This is a genomic window from Bradyrhizobium sp. SZCCHNR1053 (assembly GCF_032381235.1).
Lineage (GTDB): Bacteria > Pseudomonadota > Alphaproteobacteria > Rhizobiales > Xanthobacteraceae > Bradyrhizobium.
The window spans coordinates 401826-421333 of record NZ_JAUHJM010000005.1; the positions used below are offsets into that span (position 1 = coordinate 401826).

The window sequence follows — 19508 nt, forward strand, 5'->3', positions numbered from 1 at the left end:
CAGCCGCCCATGACACAGTCCTTCACGCCGCGCCCGCTCGTCATTGCGCCGTCGATCCTGGCGTCGGATTTCTCCAAGCTAGGCGAGGAGGTGCGCGCCGTCGATGCCGCCGGCGCCGACTGGATCCATCTCGACGTCATGGACGGTCACTTCGTGCCGAACATCTCCTACGGGCCCGACGTCATCAAGGCGCTGCGCCCCCACACGACCAAGATCTTCGACGCGCATCTGATGATCACGCCGTGCGATCCCTATCTCGAAGCCTTCGCCAAGGCCGGCTGCGACCACATCACGGTGCATGCGGAGGCCGGTCCGCACTTGCATCGCTCACTGCAGGCGATCCGTGCGCTCGGCAAGAAGGCCGGCGTCTCGCTCAATCCCTCGACCCCGCTCAGCGTGATCGAATACGTGCTCGACCTCGTCGACCTCGTGCTGATCATGTCGGTCAATCCCGGCTTCGGCGGCCAGGCCTTCATTCCCTCGGCGATCGGCAAGATCCAGGATCTGCGCGCGATGACCGCGGGCCGGCCGATCGATATCGAGGTCGATGGCGGTGTCGGCCGCGACAATGCCGGCGCGCTGGCCGCGGCCGGTGCCAACGCCTTCGTCGCAGGATCTGCGGTGTTCAAGGGCGGCACGACGGAGGCCTACCGCAGCAACATCTCCGCGATCCGCAGCGCCGCCGCGTCGGCGCGCGGCGAAGCGATCTGAGGCACGCGGGGCGGGATGCACACGCTCACGCCGCAGCCGCTGACCAAGGCGGCCTTTGCTGATTTCGGCGACGTCGTCGAGACCGACGGCGGCCAACCCATCGAGATCAACCAGGGCTTCGCCCGCCGCTGCAACGGCCTCGCCGCGATCGACGTGACGTCGGGCGGCGCAGACGTGAACATCAGCCTGTTCGAGGCCAAGCCGCGGCCGCAGCCGATCGAGATCAAGCTGATGGAGCGGCATCCGCTCGGCAGCCAGCTGTTCATGCCGCTGCAGGACCGGCCCTGGCTGGTGCTGGTCTGCGACGACCCGCGTGATCCCGCGAGCTACCATGCCTTCACGGCCAGCGGACGCCAGGGCGTCAATTACGCCCGCAACGTCTGGCACCATCCGCTGCTGGTGTTCGATGAGGCCTCGCGCTTCATGGTGGTCGACCGCATCAGCCCCGACAATCTCGAGGAGCTGTGGCTCGAGCAGCCGCTGTTTCTAAGCATCCCCTGAATGGTGGCGCGCGCAGGCTGATCCGTGCGCAGGAGAGACGACGATGGACAAGCCGAACTACTTCGTGCCGCAGGGCGGCCACCCGCCGCAGACCGACCTGCTCACCGGGCGCGCCGTGTTCACTGAAGCTTACGCGGTCATCCCCAAGGGCGTGATGCGCGACATCGTCACCTCGGCGCTGCCGTTCTGGGACAAGACGCGGACCTGGGTGATCGCGCGCCCCCTGTCGGGCTTCTCGGAGACGTTCTCGCAATACATCGTCGAGGTCTCGCCCGGCGGCGGCAGCTCCCAGCCCGAGCCGGATCCCGACGCCGAGGGCGCGCTGTTCGTGGTCGGCGGCGAGATCCTGCTCACCATCGCCGGCAAAGAGCATCCCCTGGGCCATGGCGGCTACGCCTTCCTGCCGCCGGCCTGCAAATGGACGCTGCGCAACGACAGCCCGGCGCCCGCGACCTTCCACTGGATCCGCAAGGCCTATGAGGCCGTCCCCGGCATCCCCGTGCCCGAGGCTTTCGTCACCAACGAGGCGACGATCGCCCCTGCCGCGATGCCGGAGACGCAGGGCCGCTGGGCCACCACGCGCTTCGTCGATCCGCTCGACGTCCGCCACGATATGCACGTCAACATCGTCACCTTCGAGCCCGGCGCCGTGATCCCGTTCCTGGAGACGCATGTGATGGAGCACGGCCTCTATGTGCTCGAGGGCAAGGCGGTCTACAAGCTCAACCGCGACTGGGTCGAGGTCGAGGCTGGCGACTTCATGTGGCTGCGCGCCTTCTGCCCGCAGGCCTGCTACGCCGGCGGCCCCGGCCGCTTCCGCTATCTGCTCTACAAGGACGCCAACCGGCACATGAAGCTGCGACCGTTCAGGTGAGAGGCGCGGTCGCGCAATCGGACCCGGACTTTAATCTCAACTCTAACGTCTCACGTCCCCGACACGACCTTCGCCGGCGCGTCGTCATCCTCCTCATCCGCCTCGCGCACCACATGGCGTGTGCGCACCACCGTGACGGTGCAGCCCGCCTCCGCGGCGACCTTCGCCGAGACGCTGCCGAGCAGCGAGCGCAGTACGGAATCGCGGCGGGCGCCGATGATGATGTGGTCGACCTGGTTGGCCTCGGCGAACTCGATGATGGCGGCGGCCGGATCGACGGCCTCCAGCACGTGCACCGTCAGCCGGCTGGCGTCGAGCTTGAGCGGCGTCGCCCAGTGCTTCAGCGCGACCATGCGGTCGATGTGCTTGTTGTTACCCTCCTCGTCCAGGGTGCGGTCGATGGTGAGGCGCCCGAGCTTCAGCACGTTGACGCAGGCGAGCCGCGCCGCGGGCAAAGTGGCGAGGATGCGCTGCGCGGTCAGCCGCAGCGCGCCGTTGAGCTCCTCGCCGCCTTCCACGGTGTCGATCGCGACCGCCACGATCGGGCTGGAGGCGATCTGCACCGCGACGTCGGATGATTTCTGTTCCGGCTGCACCAGGCCGCGGTTGAAGCGGCGGCGCCACACCGTGGTGATCGGATCGCGCGTCACCTTCGCTGAACGCGCCGTGAGCTTGACCTGGTCGGGATGGCCGAGATCGAAGGCGAGTTGCGCCGCGGTCGGGTAGCGCCACACCGACTCGATCTCGAGACAGCGCAGCACGATCTCCTGCAGCCACGGTGGATAGTCCGACTTCAATTGTCGCGGCGGATAGGGATCGCGCCAGAGACGCCGGCGCATGCCGCGCAGGGTCTCGCTCTCGCCGAACGGCCGCACGCCGGTGGTGAAGAAATAGAGCAGCACGCCGAGTGAAAAAATGTCGCTGCGCGGATCGCTGCGCGTCCCCATCATGCGCTCGGGCGCCATGTAGGGCGCGGTGCCGTAAGGCAGGCGGAATTCCTCCTGCAAGAGATCCGGCAGGTGCCTATGGCAGGACAGGCCGTAGTCGATCAGCACCGCCTCCCCTGACGGCCGGAACATGATGCTCGATGGCTTGATGTCGTGATGGATCACGTGCTGCCGGTGAATGTCGGCGAGCGCCGTCGCGATCTTCGCGACCAGCACCCGCGTCTCCTCGTAAGCCAGTGGCAGCTCGGGCAGCCGCTTGTACAGCGTCTCGCCCGGAATTTGCTCGATCACCACATAGGCCTGGGTGGCGAAATCGCCGGTGCCGAAACAGGCCGGCACGTGCGGTCCCGACAGTCTTGGCAGGATCATCTGCTCCATCTCGAAGCTGACGATCGCCGCGGGGTCCTCGCCCTCGGAGACGCGCGGCACCTTCATCAGGATCGGCCGGTCGATATCCGGACGGGTGACGCTCCACAACGTCGCCATGCCGCCGGAATGCACGCATTCGCCGACCGTGAAGCCGTCGATCACGACGCCCGGCTGAAGCTTTGACCTCGGCATGTTCTATCGCCCCATCGAGAGCCGCTGCGCCAGCCAGGGCGGCAGGCCGTTGTCGCGAATGCGCTGCGCCGCAGCCTCGACGTCATAGGGCACACGGCAATAGGTCAGCTCGCGGGTCTTGGTGTCGAAGGTCACGAACGACGCGGCAGGATCACCGTCGCGCGGCTGGCCGACCGAGCCGACCACGGCCAGCCATTGCCGGCCGCGCAACAGCTGAATGGGCATGTTGGCGGTCGGGGTGAAGCTCGTCATCTTCGCGGTCGCGGACATCGAATACAGCGCGGGACGATGGATGTGGCCACAGAACGTCACCTGCGCCTCGGTCGCGATCATGCTGCGGGCCGCGTCGGCCGACGACTGCACATAGCGCCAGCGCGGCGGGCTCGAGGCCTCCGCATGCACGAACAGCCGGTCGTCGTCACCGATGCTCATCGGCAGCTCGGCGAGAAAGCGGCGCTGCTCGGCGCTGAGCCGCCCGCGCGTCCACTCCATCGCAGCCTGCGCCTCGGCATTCATGCTCTCGCTCGCGGTCGAAACGGCATTGTCGTGATTGCCGCGCACCGCCAGCCCGCCACCGGCGACGATCTCCATGACGGTGTCGACCGACCATTCCGGATCGGCGCCATAGCCGACGATGTCGCCGAGACAGATGAGACGATCCGCGCCACGCGCACGCGCCGCCTCCAAGCAGGCCGCAAAGGCCTGCCGATTGGCATGGATGTCGGTCAAAATCGCCAGCAGCACCCGTTTCCTCCGGTTCTCAAGGCTAGCGGCCGTGGTCGCACAAGACTTGAGGAACATCAAACAAGATAGGCGGAGAGATGCGGAATGTCAGCGTTGCAGGTCCCCTGCGATGCGCCGGTGCGGCTTTCTTCCCTGGGTAAAGCTGAAGCCCAGGACGTTGCGGTGGTTCGGTCTGGCGACCGCACTCTTGGCCCTGTTGACCTTGAGCTCGAGGCGCCGTGCCAGGAACGTCTCGATGCCCGCCATCATTCGCGCGCTCGCTTCACGCGGAGGATACGGCTGCAGCCGCCTACTGCTCGTCCTTCGGCGGCATGCGCGGCGGCAGCAGTGGTGTGAACGAGACGCCGTCGCCGGCGGTCTTGGCGGCCTTGAACTCGCCGGTGGAGGGATCACCGCCGGCGGTCTCGATGATCGTCTTCGGCAGAATGTATTCGCGCGCGGCATCGATGACCCCGCCGTCGCCGGTGCCGAAATCGGCGGCGCGGCCGCCCTGCGGATGGCCGGCCGCGATCTGGTCGGCGGCGTGCTGGGCCTTGTCGGCAAGTGTGTCGCTGTAGGGGATACGATAGGCGCGCGGCACGCCGCTCGGACGGTTGTCGTCGTCGAGCGCCTCGACCCACAGATAGACCGTGCCGGGATCGCCCTCGACGGAGTGCGGATCGACGATCCGCACCTGCAGCACCTTGAAGCTCCTCGGCAGCCGGTCGACGCTGGCCCAGCCGAGCAGGCCGCGGGCGCCGACGAAGCTGCCGACATAGAACGCGCTGGTGATGACCACGGCGACCGCCTTGGCCTGCCACGGCAGCCGGGCATAGACCAGCACCAGCAGCAGCAGCGCGCCGATCAGCGCGTAGCACACGGACAGGGTGACGATGACGGTCTGCAGATTGCTCGTCATGGCCTGAGCATCCTGACGCCGGTCTTGGGATCGATATCGGCGCCGTTGCGCCAATTGCTGCGGAACGTCTCCAAGAGCGATTTCGGCCGGCGCTGCACGTCGATCACCTTGCCCTCGGCATTGAGCTTGAAGCGCAGCGCCGTCTTCTCGTCGCCGGAATGGTCGAGCACGACCTTGTCGTCGAAGATCACCTGCGCAGTCGGGTTGAGCTTCTGCACCTTCACGGTGGCCTCGACCGGCGCACCGCTAACGTTCTGGAAATGCGAGATGTTGACGGTGTATTCGCCGGCGACGATGCCTCTGACGGTGACGATCTCCTCGCGGATCGGCGACTGGATCTTCAGACCGTTGACCAGGATGAAATCGTTGGCGCCGCCGCGGTCGTCGCGGTCGAGCGTGAGGAAGCCGGCCTCGCGATGCCGGTACCAGGCGATGTTGCCGACGGGGTCCTGCACGAACAGGTCGAGATCATCCGGGTGATTGTCCGGCCAATCCATCGTGATCAGGAACTCGGCTTTCGAGTCGACCTTACCGTCCTTGGCGTCCGGCGAGATCGCGAGCACCGCGATGAAGAAGAAGAACGCGACGATCTGCAGCGCCTTGAACAGCATCACGCTGAACGGGTCGAACTGCTCCTCGCGCGGATAGAGTCCGAAATCGTCCATCATGCGACCTGCTCCGGCGCGCGATCCATCGCGCGCTCGAGCCGCGGCGTCACCCGCGTCTCCGTCAGCATGACGGCGTCCGAGAACATCCGTCCCGTCGCCGCATCGAGCATGTAGTACTGGATGCGCACCAGAATCGAGCCGACGAGCCCGGCGAGCGTCGTGTACATGGCAATCGCCATGCCGTCGCTCATCAGCCCCATCGACGATTTCATCGCGAGCTTATCGTTGACGTCGAGGCCGGCGATCGGCGCCAGCATGATGATGAAGCCGATGATGGTGCCGAGCAGGCCGAGCTTCATCAGCGTGTCCGAGGCGAAGCCGCCGAAGCCGTTGGAGCCGCGCAAGCGGTCGGCGAGCGTCCGCAGCAGCAGCGTCTGGTCGAGGCGCCCTGCCCCTTGCGTTTGCGCCTTGGTGACGAGGCTGCGGATGTGGTTGGTGACGAGCCCTTTGGGAAGCAGTTGCGCATCAGGTTCGAGCGCGCGCGCCGCATCGGGCCCGATCAGCACGGCGCGGCAGCGCCGCGCTGCATCCGCCTCGCGCGCGATCGCTCTGGTGCGCCAGAAGCAATGGCAGCACGTGGCGACGTAGAGCACGGCGATGACGCTGGAGATGTAGGTGCGGTCGGAGGCGACCATCAGGTGGAAATAGCCGTAGCGGGCGAGCACCACGGCGGCGAATATCGTGAGGCCGGTGAAGATCATCCAGAGCAGCAGCGGCCCGCGCTCGGCTGCGTCGCGCGCAGGTTCCACTCGTTCGGCACTGCTGACCACGCTCATGCATGAACTCCCGATGCGCGCCGTTTCGTTCGGCGCTTCGCAGAGGAGTTAAGCAGAGCGGCGGAACAGCGTCCAAAGACATCTGCCTCGAGGCTCTCGGGAAAATTTCCCAACCTGCCGCTTGCTGCAGTGCATTTGCTTGGCGGAGCACCATCCCATTGTTACGCTGCGGCAAAAGCCGTGGAGAGGATCGCATGCGTCTCGTGCTCCAACTCATTGCGCGCCTCGCGCTGATCGTGCTGCTGTGTCTGGCCGCCGCGGCCGTATGGGTCACCGTCGACGCCTATCGCAGCGTCGACCGCGCCACCGCGGCATCGGCGGACCGGGTCTCGCAGGCGCTGGAGGCGCTGTATTGGCGCGAGCTGCTGCTGCGCGGCAACCGGTCGCGCGAGCGGCTGCTGCCGCTGCCCGACTGGCGCACGACCGAGACCATGAAGCTGATCGCCCCTGGCATCTGCGTACAGTTCAAGCCCGAGGCGGCGTTCGAGAAGCCGCTGTGTGGCCAGAGCAAGGGCCTCGGCGCCGCGCCGCCGCGCTGGTTCTCAAGCGCCGTGGAAGCCATCCTCGGCGATCACGCGGCGGTCGCGCAGCCGATCAGCGCGCGCGCCACCACGGCGGGAACCGTCTCGGCGATCGCCGATCCCGATGCGGCGGTCCAGCTCGCCTGGCTGCGCATCCAGGACAGCTTTGGTGTGGCGCTGGCGATGGCGGTCGCGATCGGCGTGCTGGCCTCGCTGGCGATCGCCCATGCGCTGGCGCCGGCGCGCAGCATCGTCCAGGCGCTGCAGCGGATGGCCGAGGGCGACCACCGCCCCGCGCTGCCGCGCTTCCGCTCGATGGAGCTCGCCATGATCGGCCGCGCCGTCGGCGAGCTCGGCGACCGGCTGGCGCAGGCCAACGAGCAGCGCGCCGCGCTGACCGAGCGCCTGCTCGACATCCGCGACGAGGAGCGGCGGGCGCTGGCGCGCGAGCTGCACGACGAGTTCGGGCAGAACCTCACGGCGATCCTCGCCTTTGCCTCGACGATCGAGAGCGCCGGCAGCGGCCGCAACGATCAGGTCGCCCAGGATGCACGGATGATTACGCAGTCCGTCAGCCATCTGATGGCGTGCCTGCGCGGCACCTTGAGCCGGCTGCGCCGTCCGCTCACCGAGGAGCTCGGCCTCGCCGCAGGCCTGATCGCGCTGACCGAGAACTATCAGCATGCCGCGCGGCCCGCGATCCGGCTCGACCTCCACGGCGACCTCGCCGACATCCAGGGCCCGGTCGCGGTCACGGCCTATCGCATGGCGCAGGAGTGCCTGACCAACGCCCTGCGCCACACCAGTGCGAGCGAGGTGTCGTTGCGGGTCGAGCGCCGTCAGGGTCCAGACAGTGCGCTCGTGATCTCGGTCGAGGACGACGGCGGCGGCGATGCGACCCTGCTGGCGCAATCGAGCGGCTTCGGCCTGACCGGAATCCGCGAGCGCATCGCCGCGGTCGGCGGCTCGCTGTCGATCGGACCGGCCGCGCGCGGGCTCAGCGTCTCCGCGACAATTCCACTGGCCGCCTGAGACAACCGGGATGCCCGAGCGCACAGGCATTTCGATCCTGCTGGTCGACGACCACCCGGTGGTCCGGCAAGGCTATCGCCGCGTGCTGGAGAGCCAGGACGGGTTTCGAGTCATCGCAGAGGCCGACAGCGCCGCGGCGGCCTATGGCACGTTCAAGGCGCATGCGCCCGACGTGGTCGTGCTCGACATCTCGATGAAGGGTGCCAGCGGGCTGGAGGCGATCCGCAACATCCGCGCCCGCGACAATCGCGCCTGCATCCTCGTGTTCTCGATGCATGGCGAGGCGCCGCTGGTGAAGGCGGCGTTCGCCGCCGGCGCGAGCGGCTTCGTCACCAAGAGCAGCGAGCCGGCGGCGCTGGTCCGCGCCATCCGCATGGTCATCAACGGCGAGCGCGCGCTCAGCGACGACGTCGCCCACGTGCTGGCCGCTGACAGTCTCGATCCGCAGCAGACCGTGCTCGACCGGCTCGGCGAGCGTGAGATCGAAATCCTGCGCCAGTTCGCGTCAGGCCTGACCACCGAGCAGATCGCCACGAACCTGCACCTCAGCGTCAAGACGGTGCAGAACTATCATTATCTGGTGAAGGCCAAGACGGGATTGCAGACGGATGCGCAGCTGGTGCGTCTGGCGGTGACCAGCGGGCTGACGAATCTGTAGGCTGCCGTAGGGTGGGCAAAGGCGCTGCCGTGCTGTCGCCGCATGCGAGCCAGCAGTGGCGCCGTGCCCACCATCAAACTGATGAGTTCGCTGATCGACGGTGGGCACGGCGCGCGCGATCTCGGCCCAAGCCGATGTCGTGCAACGCGCCTTTGCCCACCTACGAGCTGTGTGAACCCGCATGTCGCTGCGCTCATGCGGGCTAGGCGCGCCTAGCGCGCCTGAAGTCCACGGAGCAGCAGGGTCAGCACGGCATCGACCCGGGCCTGACAGGTGCACTCGCCCCACTCGTCGGCATGGGCGGGATGGTGAAAACTTCTCGTCGCGTCGAAGATCGCCGCGGCCGCGGTCTTGGGATCAGTGACGTGGAACGTCCCCTGCGCGACCCCCTCCGCGATCATGCCCTCGACCTGGGCGATCAGGTGCTGCTTGTGCGCCTTGACCACCGAGCACGCCTCGCGCGCCAGGGTGAGATAGGTCGCGAACATCTCCGGATCTTCACAGACCCGCTTCTGCTTGGCGCCGAACAGCTCGCGCAGCCAGCGCTCCAGTTTCGCCGGCGCGGGTCCCGGCTCGGCCGCGATCTGCGCCAGCGGCGCGCTGACCCGCTCGAGCCAGCGCCTGGCAACCGCCTCGCGCAGCGACGCCTTGCTGGGGAAGTGACGATAAACGGAGCCGTGGCTGACATCGAGCGCTCTCGCGACGTCGACGACCGTCGCTTTGGCGAGCCCGTAACGGCGCAACACGTCCTCGGTGACTTCGAGGATGCGCTCGGATGTCAGAACCACGGCCTCATTCATGCGTGCACCATATCGGTGTCGGACGTATGCGCCTTGATCTGGATCGTCTCGGCCCGATCGGCGGACGACGGCGCGCGGAATTTGGCTGCCTGGGTCTCCAGGTGACGCGCGACCTGGTGATTCAGCCAGTCCTGAAATTGTGAGTGCAACAATCGCTTTTCAATCTTCATCGAAGCGGTCCTTCGCAGTTGAAACCGCTGAACCCATGGTCAGACAGTGCAAGTTGATCTTCAGCATGACAGTGGCAGAGACATACACCATCGCGCTGACAGATTTCAATATCTGTCAGCGCGATTTTTTTGAACGGTATCATAATCCACCTCGATCGCACCGGCCGAGCGGAAAGACCGCCGTTTGTGTCGATCCGGCCGCTCTGGTAAAGCGCGGCGTAAAATGCTGGCGCGGACACCCGGTCCCGCCCACCTTCCCTCCCGCCTCGGAGCGCCGTCGATGATCCCCCGCTATACCCGTCCCGAAATGGCCTCGATCTGGGAGCCGCAGACCCGGTTCAAGATCTGGTTCGAGATCGAGGCGCATGCGGCGGACGCGTTGGCGCAGCTGGGCGTGATCCCGAAGGACGCGGCCAAGACGATCTGGGCCAAGGCCAAGGACGCCACCTTCGACGTCGCCCGCATCGACGAGATCGAGCGCGAGACCAAGCACGACGTCATCGCCTTCCTGACCCATCTCGCCGAGATCGTCGGCCCCGAGGCGCGCTTCGTGCACCAGGGCATGACGTCATCGGACGTGCTCGACACCTGCCTCAACGTCCAGCTCACCCGCGCCGCCGACCTGCTGCTCGCCGATCTCGACCGCGTGCTGGCGGCGCTGAAGAGGCGCGCCTTCGAGCACAAGATGACGCCGACCATCGGCCGCTCGCACGGCATCCATGCCGAGCCGGTGACGTTCGGCCTCAAGCTCGCTTATGCCTATGCGGAATTCTCCCGCGCGCGTGAGCGCCTGGTCGCCGCTCGGAAGGAGGTCGCGACCTGCGCGATTTCCGGCGCCGTCGGCACCTTCGCCCAGATCGATCCGCGGGTGGAGGAGCACGTCGCCAAGGCGATGGGCCTGTCGCCCGAGCCGATCTCCACCCAGGTGATTCCGCGTGACCGCCACGCGATGTTCTTTGCCACCCTCGGCGTGATCGCCTCCTCGGTCGAACGCTTTGCGACCGAAGTCCGCCACCTGCAGCGCACCGAGGTGCTGGAAGCCGAGGAATTCTTCTCGGAGGGACAGAAGGGCTCCTCCGCAATGCCGCACAAGCGCAACCCGGTGCTGTCGGAAAACCTCACCGGCCTCGCCCGCATGGTGCGCGCCTATGTGACGCCGTCGATGGAGAACGTCGTGCTCTGGCACGAGCGTGACATCTCGCATTCCTCGGTCGAGCGCATGATCGGTCCCGACGCCACCGTGACGCTCGACTTCGCGCTGGTGCGCCTCGCCGGCCTGGTCGAGAAGCTGCTGGTCTATCCCGCCAACATGGAAAAGAACCTCGACCGCCTCGGCGGCCTCGTGCACTCGCAGCGCGTGCTGATCGCGCTGACCCAGAAGGGGGCGAGCCGCGAGGACTCCTACAAGCTGGTCCAGCGCAACGCGATGCCGGTATGGCGCGGCGAAGGCGACTTCCGCACCCTGCTCAAGGCGGACGCCGAGGTGAAGAAGTATCTCACCGACGCCGAGATCGACGAGCAATTCGACCTCGGCTACCACCTCAAGCACGTCGACACGATCTTCCGGCGCGTGTTCGGCAGCGCCGAGTGACGGCGCGCGCCGTTACAGCTTCTTCAGCGAGACGGCCGCATTGCCCTTGTTGTTGAAATAGAATCGATACAACAACCAAGGAAACAGGATGGAGGTGTCGTTGACGTAGACGAACACCTCCCCATCGCTGCGTGCGGTGAACTCGGCCGTCCAGCGGCTACTGCCGGGGGCTTCGGGTCGGAAGGTGGGGAGATGCTCCTCCAATCCCGTGCTGCCCACCCGTACGATGGGCGCGAACCAGTTCGACCAGATCAGCCGCTTGAACGGCAGGCCCGGTAGCTGCGTCCAGGTCCCGTAACCAAAGCCGGCCGGGGATGCAGGGATGCTGCCGTCGCTCCATCCCTCTCCGACATCGAGCGTGATCTGATACGTCTCGTCCTGCGCCACGCTAAGCGCTGTCGGATAGCAATGGTGGCGCGTCTCGAACAACGGCCGGATACTTCCATTATGCCATGCCCCGATCTCTGTCTCGTTAACCTCGGTCGGCCTCAGTGTTGCCTTGCAGAACAGACCGGCCGTGTTGGCCGCGCCGAACGCCAGCCACCAGAACAGCCAGAACATGATGCCGGTCGGGAAGATCCACGATTTCAGGACGTAAAAACCGGCGATGTACCAGCCCTGGCGTCGCAGCGAATAAACCGTCGCGCGCCAGCCGGTCACCGGCTTGTGCCGGGATGGATCGTTCCAGGCGATGCGTGCGGCGTCGCGGATCGTTCGCTGCAGTGAGGTGCCCCACGCCGTCAAGCCGAGCGCCACGGCTGCCCCGATCAGCAGGAAGCCGGGCGAATCCCGGAACGCTACGAACCAGGGATCGAGAAATCTTGGCAGGAACGCAGCCGCCGCGTTGACCAGGGGATCGCCCACCACACGCAGGGGGTCATAGAGGAAGCGCGGCCGATAGATGACGGCGTACGGGATCGCCGCGACGAACAGCAGCGCGAACATGGTGGCGAAATAGACCACGCGGCGCAGCCAGACCCAGTTCCAGACATCGTCCTGCACCCGCGTCCGCGCGTGCCCGCGATCGAGCGGATGCGGCGCATCGACCGGCGTATCGGTCTCATCCGTGACGCGGTAGCTGGCGGGTACGACCACCGGTGCATAATGATCGGGACCCGACTGGATGCGCTCGAACACGGTGCGGTGAATGGTCGGCTTCACCGGCGGCAAGGGCGGCTGCGGAAGGCTCGGATGCAGATCGTCCTTCAGAAGTTCGGTCTGGGCCTTGAACGGCGAATGCAGCAGCCACTTGATGCGACTGACATCGTACCGGAGCGATAGCTTGTAGGGCGGCGCGTCATAGATCTCGCGCAGATTGCGCGGCTTGTAGCGATAATAGGCAGCCAGCCCCTTGCGCGAGTCGTTCAGCGTATCGAGCGGATCGATCTCGGGATCGTAGAGCAGCCTGCGCCGCCCGTCGAGATAGACGAGACCATAGGCCTGGGCGCGGTCGAGCATCCAATCGAGCGTCACATAGGAAAGGCCATCCTGCGGATAGCCGCCGCCGATGTCGGAATGCACGCCGGTAAACCACACCTGGCTGATGCGCTCGCGGTCACGTGGCGGCAGATCGGTGCGCAGATGCGGCGGCGGCTCGGCCAGTTTCGCAGCCGCGCTGCGCGGATCGTGGTCGATGCCGAACAGCCAGTCCTTCTTGTCACCGCGGCCCGGGACAGCATCGTCCCGTCCCCACACATAGCGTTCGTCCCAGATCACCGGGCGGAAAGCGTCGCGCTCCTCCTCGATCGCGAGGGCGTGGCAGGCGCGATGGATCTTGGAATTCATGAACTGGTCCGGCATCGACAGCGGCCAGATCCAATAGTCGATGGCGCGGGTCATCTCCTCGATCGGCCCGCCGTAGGCGTCAACGGTGTCCCAAATGCCGACGAAATGCACGCTCTCGACCTCGACTGCTGGCGGAGCCTCGGGCGCAACGCCCTGCAGCCTGCGCAGCAGCTTGATCCCCCCATCGCGCCATTTACGGAGGTCCAGGCCGATCTTGCCGAGATATCTGAGAAGTCCAGTGTTGTAGCGGCGACGATAGCGGCGATAGGCGTCCGCAGCGAAGCGCGCGAGGTCGGCCTCATTGTTGTTGTAAGCGACGAGGCCCTGACCCGCGATCATCGCCGCCACGATGCGGATCGTGAACGCGCCGCGGCTGAAGCCGAAGCAATAGATGCGGTCGCCCGGCTTGTAGTTGCGACAGCAGAAGCTGTAGATCGCAATCGCATTCCGCTTCAGGCCGAAGCCGAAGATGCCGCCGAGGGCTGCGAACAGCTTGAAGGAGGACGTTCCGACGCCATCGTCGTAGAAGGCGACTTGCCGGCGCGGATCGCGCAGGTCCAGCAGCTGGAACAGCCGCCAGACATTGGTCTTGAACACGGCCTTGGCGCTGTTGCCGGTCCCGTCCGACAACAGCACGATGTTCTTTGCAACAGGATTGGACACGAGGCCCCCCGACCAGAATGCCGGCATGGAGATTGGTCCGCAATTGCAAGAAAATCAAGGCGCAATCCCTGCGCGAGCCTGCAGGACACCCGCTCAGTTCTCAGCACCGCCCGTCATCCGCAAGGCAACATCGTCGCTTGATCCGATGCAGACATCGAACGGGGGACGGCGTATCGAGCCCCCGCAGGCCGGGTCGGCGCCTGAGGATCACCGGAGGCGCGACTGACAGAGCGGCACGCATGGAATCACTCAAAAATGATCAGCAGATACCTTTGTGCGGTTGTCCGACATCTCGTCGTCGACCTCTGATCCTTCGACACCGACCAGACGAGCGCCTATGCAGGTCGTCCTGCTCCCCCATCGACGAGACACCCACATGCCGGCGACCTATGATCCTCTGCTGCGACGGATCCATTGGGCAACGGCGCTGCTGTTCATTGCAGCCATGCTGATCGGACTCTATTGCGGCCTGCAGCCGGCCGGGACATCGCCGCGGCGCGAGTTGCTGGAAATCCACAAGTCGCTCGGCGTCACGCTGTTTCTGCTCGCCATTCTCCGTCTGATCGTGCGGGCTCGCACGACGGCCCCGGCAGCTCCGGCCGCCTTCGGCCCGATCGTCCGCGCGCTGTCGCAGCTCAATCATTGGACGCTCTATGCGCTGCTTCTGGTCATGCCCGTCACCGGCTACATGTTCTCGTCGGCCGGCGGCTACTCGCTGCGCTACTTCTGGACGTTCAGCTGGCCGCGCCTGTTCGCCGGCGACAAGACGATCGCGCAGGCCGGCGAGATCACGCACGACGCGCTGGCCTATGTGGTCTATCTCGTCGTCGGCCTGCACATCGCCGCCACGCTCTGGCATGAGTTCGTCAAGAAGGACGAGACATTGGCCCGGATGTGGCCGCGACGGTAACCTCGTAGCCCGGATGAGCGCAGCGACATCCGGGTTCATCGCAGGCAGCGTTGGAGACCCCGGATATCGCTCCGCTCATCCGGGCTACGAGGTCAATGCGCTGCGCCTTCGTAGGGTGGGCAAAGCAGTCGCCGTCAGGCGGCAGCGTGCCCACCGTCGTGCGGCGGAGCAAGCGATCAGATGGTGGGCACGGCGCCTTCACGATCTCGCTCGTAGAATGAGCACGGCTGCGCCTTTGCCCACCCTACACAGCACCAACTACATCGGCTTCGCCGCCGCAACCAGATCGCCGGCGCGCTGGTCCTGTTTCATCAGCGAGGCCAGCTCGGTCTCGTCGAGCGTCTCCTTGACCAGCAGGCGGCGCGCGGCGCGCTCCAGCACGTCGCGCTTGTCCTGCAGCAGCTTGCGGGTGCGCTCCAACGCTGATGTCACGATCGCCCGCACCTCGGCGTCGATCGCATCGCCCGCGGCCTCGCCATAGTCGGCGCTGCGCGAGCTGCCCGGCGCCAGGAACGACTGGTTGTCGCGCTCATAGGCGACCGAGCCCAACTGCTCCGACATGCCGTAGCGCGTCACCATCGAGCGCGCGATGTCGGTGACGCGTCGCAGATCGTCGGCTGCGCCGGTCGACAGATGGCCATAGACCACGAGCTCCGCGGCGCGGCCGCCGAGCAGCACCGCCATCTTGTTCTCCAGCTCCTCGCGCGTCATCAGGAAGCGATCTTCGGTCGGACGCTGGATGGTATAGCCGAGCGCGCCGACGCCGCGCGGAATGATCGAGACCTTGTGCACGGGATCGGTGCCCGGCAGACTCATCGCAACGATCGCATGCCCCATCTCGTGATAGGCGACGATCTCGCGCTCCTTCGGGTTGAGCAGCCGGTTGCGCTTCTCCAGGCCGGCGACGATGCGCTCGATGGCGTTGTTGAAGTCGTCGAGCCTGACCTCGTCGCCGCCGCGCCGCGTTGCCAGCAAGGTCGCCTCGTTGACGAGGTTGGCGAGATCGGCGCCGGTGAAGCCCGGCGTCAGCGCCGCCACCTTCTCCGGATCGACGTCGGCGGCGAGCTTGGCCTTCTTCAGATGCACCTGCAGGATCTGGATGCGGCCCGGCTTGTCGGGCCGGTCGACCAGCACCTGGCGGTCGAAGCGGCCGGCGCGCAGCAGCGCCGGATCGAGAATCTCGGGCCGGTTGGTCGCCGCCAGCAGCACCAGACCCGTCGAGGAATCGAAGCCGTCGAGCTCGACCAGCAGCTGGTTGAGCGTCTGCTCCTTCTCGTCATGGCCGCCGGCGAACGGGCCCATGCCGCGGGCGCGGCCGAGCGCATCGAGCTCGTCGATGAAGATGATGGCGGGCGCCTTGGCGCGGGCCTGCTCGAACAGGTCGCGCACGCGCGCCGCACCGACGCCGACGAACATTTCGACGAACTCCGAGCCGGAGATCGAGAAGAACGGCACGCCGGCCTCGCCGGCCACCGCCTTGGCGAGCAGCGTCTTGCCGGTGCCGGGCGGGCCGACCAGCAGCACGCCCTTCGGCATGCGGCCGCCGAGACGGCCATAGGATTTCGGATCCTTCAGGAACGAGACGATCTCGCGCAGCTCGTCCTTGGCCTCGTCGACGCCGGCGACGTCGTCGAAGCGGACGCCGGTGTTGGATTCGACGTAGACCTTGGCCTTGCTCTTGCCGATCTGCATCAGCCCGCCACCGAGCCCGCCGGCACCGCCCATCATCCGGCGCGACAGCCAGTACCAGACGCCGAAGAACAGCGCGATCGGCATCACCAGCGAGAGAATGTCGCCGAGGATGTTGCTCTCGACGCGGCCGGTGAACGTCACGTTCGCCTTGCCGAGCTCCTTGGCGAACTCCTGGTCGACGCGCGTCGTCGCGAAGCGCGACTGGCCGCTGGGCAGCGGCTCCTTCAGCGTGCCTTCCAGATAGTTCTCGGAGACGCCGACCTCCTTCACCTTGCCGGCGGACAGGAGATCCTGGAATTGACTGTAGGGAATGACGGCGACCTGGCGATAGCTCGTCCACGCATTGTGGATCATCATCGCGACGAAGATCGCGACGATCGCGTACCAGAAATTGAAGCGGGTCTGCTTGGTCATGGGTCTCTCAATCGGGTGATCAGTCGAAAACGAGCGGCCGCAAACGGCGGATCAAGCGCCATCGCGTCAGGTGCGGCCCTGCCCTTCGGCCTTGGGGACGAATACGGAGACGGCGCGCGGCAGCACGCCGAAGCGCGCCGGCGTGAAGGTGACGAGCTCTCCATCGGCATTGATCGGACGCGGACGCCGCGTGCGGATCTCGAAGGATGTGTCGCGCGTGGCCCGCACCTCCTGCCACAGCCCGTGGCGGCCCTTGCGGAAGTCATAGGCCATCGCCAGCAGCTTCCAGACGCGGCCGATCTCCAGCGAATAGAGATCCAGATGGGAATCGTCGATCTCCGCGCTGTCCTGGACGGCCATGCCGCCACCGTAATAGCGGCCGTTGCCGACCGCGATCTGCAAGGTCTTGACGCGCGCCGCGCCGTCGGACGACACGATCATGGCCCGGAACGGCCGCGCATTGGTGAGCACCTTGAGCGCCGTGATCGCGTAGCCGAGCCGGCCGAACCGGCGCTTGGTCTCCTTGGTCAACTGACGCGCGAGCTCGGCGCTCAAGCCGAGGCTTGCGACGTTGAAGAATGGATGACCATTGACCTCGCCGAGATCGATCTGGCGGCGGTGGCCGGCGGCGATCACGTCGACCGCGGCCTCCATGTCATCAGGCAGGCCGAGCGTGCGGGCAAGGTCATTGGCGGTGCCGGCTGGAATAATGCCGAGCGGCAGGCCGGTCCTGACCAGTGCGGGCGCAGCCGCGTTCAGGCTGCCGTCCCCCCCGGCGACGACGACCGCCTCCGCATCGTCGGCATGGGCTTCGATCCACGGCGCCACCTCGCGCGGACTATGCGGCGCCGAGATCACGAGATCATAGCCGGCCGCACTCAGCCGCGACACGGCAATGCCCGCGGCCTCGCCGCCGGAGCGGCTGCCGCGGTTGATGATCATCAAGAGACGGCGCGTTGCGACGGCCGAGCGCGACGGCGGCGCCTTCGCGATCGATATCTGGTCACCCCCCGTGGTCACGATTGTCTCCCGTACACGAGATGCCCGTGCGCATCAGCGCACCGGTTCCATACAAAGTGACGAGCACGCGCTCCGGTTCCATCACGATCACGGCCGCCATCCGAGGGATTGCGGGAGGTATGAGCGGGGGAGTGATTGTTGGGCTGGTGATGTCTGGGGCGAGAGCCGCAAGGGCTGATAGCAACAAGCGACGCGTGTGGCCGCATCTGGTCAAACTCCTCAGGAGCGCTCCGAAGCGCGCAATACCGCCAGCGGGATCACTGCCAGCGGCATCGGTCATGAAAGAGAGTCCGACATCATAGTCGCATGGACTATCAGAGGGGCCCGGATCTCCGGCCCTCTGGAATTAGTTTGCAGCCGCACGCCCGCAAGACGGCTGCCGCGGCAGCAGACACTCTGTCGCACCTCCACGTTCATCTTGCTGAACGTAGACGCAAGGGGCTGGCTCTTGAAAACCGATCGGGACACACATACGTCCGTTCCCTACCCCTGGTCCGGGCCCCTCTGGTGAAGCTGCCGGTGCGCTCACGATGTCGGACCTGACATCAATTTCACCGGCTAGATAAGAGGACCCGTCGTGGAATTCCTGCTCATCGCGTTTGCCGGCAAGCCCGTCTGGATGTGGCTCGCCTTCCTCGCAATCGTGCTCGCCCTCCTCGTCTTCGATCTCGGCGTCCTCCATCGCAAGACGCGCGAGATCTCGGTGCGCGAGAGCCTCGTCATGAGCGCCACCTACATCATGCTCGCCCTGGCCTTCGGCGGCTGGGTATGGTGGCAGCTCGGCGGCGAGGCCGGCACCGCCTATCTCACCGCGTTCACGATCGAGAAGGCGCTGGCGATGGACAACGTCTTCGTCATCGCCATGATCTTCAGCTACTTTTCGATCCCGCGCGCCTATCAGCACCGCGTGCTGTTCTGGGGCATCGTCGGCGTCATCGTGCTGCGCGCGATCATGATCGGCCTTGGCGCCGTGATCGTCGCCCAGGCGAGTTGGGTGCTCTATCTGTTCGCGCTGTTCCTGGTCGCGACCGGCATCAAGATGCTGGTGTTCAAGGACAAGCCGCACGACATCGGCTCCAACCCGGCACTGGCCTGGGTGCGCCGTCGCTTCGACGTCACCGACCGCCTGCACGAGGAGCGTTTCTTCGTTCGCCAGCCGGATGCAAGCGGCAGGCCGACCTGGTTCATGACGCCGCTGTTCCTGGCGCTGATCCTGATCGAGTTCGCCGACGTCGTCTTCGCCGTCGACTCCGTGCCCGCGATCTTCGCGATCTCGACCGACCCGTTCGTGGTCTACACCTCGAACATCTTCGCGATCCTCGGCCTGCGCGCGCTCTATTTCGCGCTTGCCGCGATGGTCGATCGCTTCCAGTATTTGAAGCTGGCGCTGGCGGCAGTGCTGATCTTCATCGGCTCGAAGATCTTCCTTGCCGACCTGCTCGGGCTCGAGAAGTTTCCGCCCGCCCTCTCGCTCGGCATCACCTTCGGTCTGCTCGGCGCGGGTATCGCCTATTCGCTGTGGAAGACGCGGCCTGCCGTCGAGCTGATGAAGTGACGCAGGCCAGAGGACAT

The 19508-nt window shown here is 66.1% G+C and carries 19 protein-coding genes; 8 read left to right on the top strand and 11 right to left on the bottom strand.

Annotated elements, in window-relative coordinates:
- Positions 1–9: 9 nt before the first annotated feature.
- From rpe to QX051_RS16020, 3 genes are read left to right on the top strand one after another with little or no spacing between them, the layout of a single operon-like run.
- Positions 10–711, top strand: a complete 702-nt coding sequence (gene rpe / locus QX051_RS16010) for a ribulose-phosphate 3-epimerase (RefSeq protein WP_315737402.1) — start codon at positions 10–12, stop codon at positions 709–711.
- Between the two features lie 15 nt (positions 712–726).
- Positions 727–1212 (top strand): ureidoglycolate lyase, encoded by a 486-nt coding sequence (locus QX051_RS16015; RefSeq protein WP_315776753.1) that lies wholly within the window; start codon positions 727–729, stop codon positions 1210–1212.
- A gap of 43 nt (positions 1213–1255) precedes the next feature.
- Positions 1256–2086: a bifunctional allantoicase/(S)-ureidoglycine aminohydrolase gene (locus QX051_RS16020; protein ID WP_315776754.1), complete on the top strand. Its 831-nt coding sequence runs from the start codon at positions 1256–1258 to the stop codon at positions 2084–2086.
- A 50-nt stretch (positions 2087–2136) separates the two neighbouring features.
- On the opposite strand, the gene QX051_RS16025 is transcribed toward QX051_RS16020, so the two are convergent.
- The 6 genes from QX051_RS16025 to QX051_RS16050 all read right to left on the bottom strand — a co-directional run bounded on the left by QX051_RS16025 (position 2137) and on the right by QX051_RS16050 (position 6680).
- Complete coding sequence (locus QX051_RS16025; protein ID WP_315776755.1) at positions 2137–3594, bottom strand: bifunctional serine/threonine-protein kinase/universal stress protein; 1458 nt, start codon at positions 3592–3594, stop codon at positions 2137–2139.
- A gap of 3 nt (positions 3595–3597) precedes the next feature.
- Positions 3598–4338: a metallophosphoesterase family protein gene (locus QX051_RS16030; RefSeq protein WP_315776756.1), complete on the bottom strand. Its 741-nt coding sequence runs from the start codon at positions 4336–4338 to the stop codon at positions 3598–3600.
- An 87-nt stretch (positions 4339–4425) separates the two neighbouring features.
- Positions 4426–4587: a hypothetical protein gene (locus tag QX051_RS16035; RefSeq protein ID WP_315776757.1), complete on the bottom strand. Its 162-nt coding sequence runs from the start codon at positions 4585–4587 to the stop codon at positions 4426–4428.
- Positions 4588–4627: 40 nt separating this feature from the next.
- The gene (locus QX051_RS16040; RefSeq protein WP_315737397.1) at positions 4628–5236 is read right to left on the bottom strand and encodes a hypothetical protein; all 609 of its coding nucleotides are present in this window, start codon (positions 5234–5236) and stop codon (positions 4628–4630) included.
- Positions 5233–5904: a hypothetical protein gene (locus QX051_RS16045; RefSeq protein ID WP_315771066.1), complete on the bottom strand. Its 672-nt coding sequence runs from the start codon at positions 5902–5904 to the stop codon at positions 5233–5235. Before QX051_RS16045 ends, QX051_RS16040 begins: the two co-directional genes overlap by 4 nt.
- The gene (locus tag QX051_RS16050) at positions 5901–6680 is read right to left on the bottom strand and encodes a MotA/TolQ/ExbB proton channel family protein (RefSeq protein WP_315737395.1); all 780 of its coding nucleotides are present in this window, start codon (positions 6678–6680) and stop codon (positions 5901–5903) included. The genes QX051_RS16045 and QX051_RS16050 overlap by 4 nt, the downstream gene beginning before the upstream one ends.
- A 194-nt stretch (positions 6681–6874) precedes the next feature.
- Between QX051_RS16050 and QX051_RS16055 the strand changes: the two genes are divergently transcribed.
- On the top strand, positions 6875–8233 hold the full coding sequence (locus tag QX051_RS16055) for a histidine kinase (RefSeq protein ID WP_315776759.1): 1359 nt from the start codon (positions 6875–6877) through the stop codon (positions 8231–8233).
- Positions 8234–8243: 10 nt separating this feature from the next.
- Entirely contained in the window at positions 8244–8891 is a 648-nt protein-coding gene (locus QX051_RS16060) for a response regulator transcription factor (RefSeq protein WP_315776760.1), read from the top strand.
- Between the two features lie 212 nt (positions 8892–9103).
- On the opposite strand, the gene QX051_RS16065 is transcribed toward QX051_RS16060, so the two are convergent.
- Positions 9104–9691 (bottom strand): TetR family transcriptional regulator, encoded by a 588-nt coding sequence (locus QX051_RS16065; RefSeq protein WP_315737392.1) that lies wholly within the window; start codon positions 9689–9691, stop codon positions 9104–9106.
- Entirely contained in the window at positions 9688–9861 is a 174-nt protein-coding gene (locus QX051_RS16070) for a hypothetical protein (RefSeq protein ID WP_315737391.1), read from the bottom strand. Before QX051_RS16070 ends, QX051_RS16065 begins: the two co-directional genes overlap by 4 nt.
- A 280-nt stretch (positions 9862–10141) precedes the next feature.
- Between QX051_RS16070 and purB the strand changes: the two genes are divergently transcribed.
- Positions 10142–11452 carry an adenylosuccinate lyase gene (purB, locus tag QX051_RS16075; protein WP_315776761.1) on the top strand — a complete coding sequence of 437 codons (1311 nt, stop codon included), beginning with the start codon at positions 10142–10144 and terminating at the stop codon, positions 11450–11452.
- A 12-nt stretch (positions 11453–11464) separates the two neighbouring features.
- On the opposite strand, the gene QX051_RS16080 is transcribed toward purB, so the two are convergent.
- The gene (locus tag QX051_RS16080; RefSeq protein WP_315776762.1) at positions 11465–13900 is read right to left on the bottom strand and encodes a DUF2235 domain-containing protein; all 2436 of its coding nucleotides are present in this window, start codon (positions 13898–13900) and stop codon (positions 11465–11467) included.
- 376 nt (positions 13901–14276) lie between these two features.
- On the opposite strand from QX051_RS16080, the gene QX051_RS16085 reads away from it, so the two are divergent.
- On the top strand, positions 14277–14810 hold the full coding sequence (locus tag QX051_RS16085; RefSeq protein ID WP_315737388.1) for a cytochrome b: 534 nt from the start codon (positions 14277–14279) through the stop codon (positions 14808–14810).
- 258 nt (positions 14811–15068) lie between these two features.
- Here QX051_RS16085 and ftsH read toward each other — a convergent pair whose 3' ends face one another.
- Positions 15069–16916, bottom strand: coding sequence for an ATP-dependent zinc metalloprotease FtsH (ftsH, locus tag QX051_RS16090; RefSeq protein ID WP_315776763.1), 1848 nt, complete (start codon positions 16914–16916; stop codon positions 15069–15071).
- 66 nt (positions 16917–16982) lie between these two features.
- A complete protein-coding gene (locus tag QX051_RS16095) occupies positions 16983–17936 on the bottom strand; it encodes a lipid kinase (RefSeq protein WP_315776764.1) in 954 nt (317 codons plus the stop codon).
- A gap of 577 nt (positions 17937–18513) precedes the next feature.
- Here QX051_RS16095 and QX051_RS16100 point away from each other — a divergent pair.
- On the top strand, positions 18514–19491 hold the full coding sequence (locus QX051_RS16100) for a TerC family protein (protein WP_315776765.1): 978 nt from the start codon (positions 18514–18516) through the stop codon (positions 19489–19491).
- Positions 19492–19508: the final 17 nt, after the last annotated feature.

What these genes read in the sequence shown, in the direction of transcription:
- QX051_RS16065 (WP_315737392.1), bottom strand. Translation starts at nt 9,691, where the DNA reads ATGAATGAGGCCGTGGTTCTGACATCCGAGCGCATCCTCGAAGTCACC.
- QX051_RS16055 (WP_315776759.1), top strand. Translation starts at nt 6,875, where the DNA reads ATGCGTCTCGTGCTCCAACTCATTGCGCGCCTCGCGCTGATCGTGCTG.
- QX051_RS16045 (WP_315771066.1), bottom strand. Translation starts at nt 5,904, where the DNA reads ATGATGGACGATTTCGGACTCTATCCGCGCGAGGAGCAGTTCGACCCG.
- QX051_RS16050 (WP_315737395.1), bottom strand. Translation starts at nt 6,680, where the DNA reads ATGAGCGTGGTCAGCAGTGCCGAACGAGTGGAACCTGCGCGCGACGCA.
- QX051_RS16025 (WP_315776755.1), bottom strand. Translation starts at nt 3,594, where the DNA reads ATGCCGAGGTCAAAGCTTCAGCCGGGCGTCGTGATCGACGGCTTCACG.
- rpe (WP_315737402.1), top strand. Translation starts at nt 10, where the DNA reads ATGACACAGTCCTTCACGCCGCGCCCGCTCGTCATTGCGCCGTCGATC.
- purB (WP_315776761.1), top strand. Translation starts at nt 10,142, where the DNA reads ATGATCCCCCGCTATACCCGTCCCGAAATGGCCTCGATCTGGGAGCCG.
- QX051_RS16070 (WP_315737391.1), bottom strand. Translation starts at nt 9,861, where the DNA reads ATGAAGATTGAAAAGCGATTGTTGCACTCACAATTTCAGGACTGGCTG.
- QX051_RS16015 (WP_315776753.1), top strand. Translation starts at nt 727, where the DNA reads ATGCACACGCTCACGCCGCAGCCGCTGACCAAGGCGGCCTTTGCTGAT.
- QX051_RS16060 (WP_315776760.1), top strand. Translation starts at nt 8,244, where the DNA reads ATGCCCGAGCGCACAGGCATTTCGATCCTGCTGGTCGACGACCACCCG.
- QX051_RS16040 (WP_315737397.1), bottom strand. Translation starts at nt 5,236, where the DNA reads ATGACGAGCAATCTGCAGACCGTCATCGTCACCCTGTCCGTGTGCTAC.
- QX051_RS16085 (WP_315737388.1), top strand. Translation starts at nt 14,277, where the DNA reads ATGCCGGCGACCTATGATCCTCTGCTGCGACGGATCCATTGGGCAACG.
- QX051_RS16035 (WP_315776757.1), bottom strand. Translation starts at nt 4,587, where the DNA reads ATGATGGCGGGCATCGAGACGTTCCTGGCACGGCGCCTCGAGCTCAAG.
- ftsH (WP_315776763.1), bottom strand. Translation starts at nt 16,916, where the DNA reads ATGACCAAGCAGACCCGCTTCAATTTCTGGTACGCGATCGTCGCGATC.
- QX051_RS16020 (WP_315776754.1), top strand. Translation starts at nt 1,256, where the DNA reads ATGGACAAGCCGAACTACTTCGTGCCGCAGGGCGGCCACCCGCCGCAG.